General features: G+C 35.1%; 4 protein-coding genes. 2 read left to right on the forward strand and 2 right to left on the reverse strand.

The genetic code is table 11. From position 1 onward, the window contains the following. Positions 1-310: 310 nt before the first annotated feature. Positions 311-526 (reverse strand): hypothetical protein, encoded by a 216-nt coding sequence (locus OM075_RS24595; RefSeq protein ID WP_301193216.1) that lies wholly within the window; start codon positions 524-526, stop codon positions 311-313. Positions 527-1,166: 640 nt separating this feature from the next. Between OM075_RS24595 and OM075_RS24600 the strand changes: the two genes are divergently transcribed. Then, positions 1,167-1,331 carry a hypothetical protein gene (locus OM075_RS24600; RefSeq protein ID WP_301193217.1) on the forward strand — a complete coding sequence of 55 codons (165 nt, stop codon included), beginning with the start codon at positions 1,167-1,169 and terminating at the stop codon, positions 1,329-1,331. A gap of 388 nt (positions 1,332-1,719) precedes the next feature. Beyond that, positions 1,720-2,388 (forward strand): DUF6266 family protein, encoded by a 669-nt coding sequence (locus OM075_RS24605; RefSeq protein WP_301193218.1) that lies wholly within the window; start codon positions 1,720-1,722, stop codon positions 2,386-2,388. A gap of 299 nt (positions 2,389-2,687) precedes the next feature. On the opposite strand, the gene OM075_RS24610 is transcribed toward OM075_RS24605, so the two are convergent. Next, a partial coding sequence (locus OM075_RS24610) for an REP-associated tyrosine transposase (RefSeq protein WP_301193219.1) occupies positions 2,688-3,243 on the reverse strand: 556 nt, incomplete at its 5' end.

Genomic DNA, 3,243 nt, shown 5'->3' on the forward strand with positions numbered 1-3,243 from the left:
ACAGAAGCAAAAAAAGGCTAGGCTGCACCCACTTCTCTCAAAAAACTACGATTATTTGACTGAAATCGTTTAAACTCGTTGCACTCAAACAAAAAACGATTTTTAATCGTCAAGCTAATCTTGTTTTTTGGCTCACTGGCTGAGGCCGATGTAGAACATACTAAAGATTTGAAATATTATTTTTATTTAGGACAGATGTGATAATATATGAATACCTTTAATTAAATCACAACCTGTTATAAACAACTAAAGGCCCTTACATTTCTGCAAGGAACTTATGACCACAAACCTAACTTACATCAAAGAAAAACTAAACATCCTTCTTTCTACCAAACCAATATTTTAACAACATAGATACAAAGTAACTAACCACTGTTACTATAGCAGCAAATACAACCGTCTCCAATAAATCAGATAGAAACAGGCTTTTACCAAACGTCACAAAGCATCCGCCTAAAAAATCTATTTTCCCTTTTGCTTTACAATGCTTTAAATACTCACCTGCTTTTACCCTGCTATGATACACCTTCGATACAAGTTCGCTATTCTACACCTTTTTAATACAGGTTCTATGCAAGTTCTTCGCACTCTTAGGGCGAAGAACCTGTGTAGAAGCTGTGTAGCGCCTGTGGAGATCTGCGAACGTGTTCCATACAAAGTCCGTAGCAGATGCATACAGCATGCGAAGAAAGTGCATACAAAGTGCATAGGTTTTGCGAAGACGGTGCGAAGAATTGCGAACAAGTTGCGAAGACGATGCGAAGACGTGCGAAGAAAAGCACCCAAAAGTGCAAAAATGGCCAAAATCGGAATCCAAAACAGTCGTTTTTGCCCAAAAGTGGAATCCAAAACCATCATTTTTGGCTAAAAATGGAATTCTGGAGCTTTATGGGGGGTAAATCGAATTACAAATTCAACGACTAAAAATCTCACCTACCTATATATCAATACATTACAACGATAAAAAGTAACAGTAAAATTACTGTTATTTTTTCAACGCACTTTTCACTATACTTTAGTACTACAAGCTGAGAGCAAAGTGCCAAGAGCCAAATACACTATGCACTTTACACTTTGCTCCAAGCGAAAACATCGGCCGATACCATGTTTAACCCGGGCTCTGTTATCATCTGATCAATGATAACAGGGCTTACAAAAAAAGAAAGATGAATGAACTTAAAAATTTCGCCATCGGTTCACTGGGTTCTTTAGGAGCAATGGAGGCATTTGATTCTCAAATATTCTCAGCCCAGGATGCAGATCCACAAACATTAATCATCAGATCTGCGATCACCCTGCTAGCAGGAGTTCTTAAACCTGAATTCAATTAAAATTTTAGAATTCAGATTGTCATAAAAGCTTATATACAAGGCAAATTTTGTAGGGCTAGCAAGCTAGCTCGAAAAATTTAACGATGTAGATGAGATTTTTATGACAAAACATAAATGTTTCACTTATAAACAGCGATTTTCTTCCTAAAAATTTTTCAAAATAGCCCGCTATTCTTTCTTAATTTTTAGTTGAACATCACTATTTAATAAGTGCTCTGAATGTAAAATTTTATGTTGAAATCAGGTTCCTATTGTAATTTCAAAGTGGATGCAACGCAATAAAGTTGAAAAATCAGACACTAAAAACAAAGAAGTTACTGCACCCAAAGAAAAGGGTAATAAAGTGAAAAACATATTCAAAGTTAAAAACCATAAAAAATAAAACGTCATGGGAAAATATGAAAACGGAGCATTTGGAAGCTTCCACGGAAAAGTTGGTAATTTAGTAGGTAGCACCTGGAAAGGTATTAGCTATATGAAAGCAAAACCCAAAACAGGAAATAAAAAAGCCTCAGCAAACCAAATTAAACACAGAGCAAAATTTATGTTTGCTACGCATTTCATTCAACCTTTATACCCCATTGTACAAGTGGGCTTTAGAAAACTGGATGATAAAAAAACACCTAAAAATGCAGCCATGTCTGAAATTATGAATTATACCATTACAGGTGAATATCCTGAATTTGGCATTAATTTTAGAAACCTGAAACTTGCAAAAGGTTGTTTGCCTGTTCCTAAAAGTATAACGATTCAGCTAAATGAAAACAGGGTAGTGTTTAATTGGCTGCAGGATACCGGTAGTGAAGATGAAATTGAAGAAGATGCTTTAATTAAAGAACGTAGTGAAGACAAAATCATGTTGGTAACATTGGCTTATGGCTATCCTCCAATATATACTTTACATAAATACCGTCGTGCAGATCTCTCCGGAAATGTTGGTTTACCGGATGCACCTCCTGGAACTGAAGTTCATTGTTACATTGCTGCCACATCTGTAGGTAAAAATATGAATGTAAGTAATTCTGTGTATGCCGGATCAGTAATTATTCCGGAATAGAACAATAGATGATAAACTTAATCAGTAATTGTATTAAGGTCGTTTCTATACCAGGAACGACCTTTTTAATTTGGTACAATACACAAGGCATAGCCCTTACTGACTATGCTAATGGATACCAAACTTTCTGCCGGGATTGTATCATCATTACGTGCGGATGTGTATATCTACCATCTCGGATGTTAGCGCGGATTTGCAATCCGTGAAACTTACACCATATAAATATGGTAAATTATTTCAAGTAGAAAAGATCTAACTCGTTGGAACAATTGCTAGGATTTTCAATCCGGTCATTAATACTAATTATAAGTAACCAACTCCTGTGATTCCAAGATTATTTCAAGCAAATATGGCAACTCTGCATAATTTCTTGCTGAGCTAAATAAATAATCTTCAGCATTGCATACAATCATATTTTCAACGGGATTATGATGTATGTAATTTAATTTCTGATCAAAGAATTGATTACTATAAATCACTTCGGCGTGATTGCCATCTTGCCATACTTTATAAGTTTGGTTCCTTTTTAAATGCCCACAATATTTTTGAAATAGATCAAGCATCCATTCTCGCCTGCTTTCTGGTTCTTCTTTTATCTGCTTTACTATCTTCTTTGAAGTATGCTTTTTTAAATCTCTTAATATATCGTTTAATACATATCCTTCTACTGCAGAACAAATCATATGCAAATGGCTACTCATCAGAACCCACCCATATATTTCCAACCCTTTCTTTTCCTGACAATATTTTAGCGAATCAACAATGAGCATTTTATGGTTCTTGCGAGTAAAAACATCAATCCAACCTACTGTTGTCATAGTTATAAAGTAAGCTGCTTGATTATCGAATATTTTG

The organism is Plebeiibacterium sediminum (assembly GCF_026013605.1).
Lineage (GTDB): Bacteria > Bacteroidota > Bacteroidia > Bacteroidales > Marinilabiliaceae > Saccharicrinis > Saccharicrinis sediminus.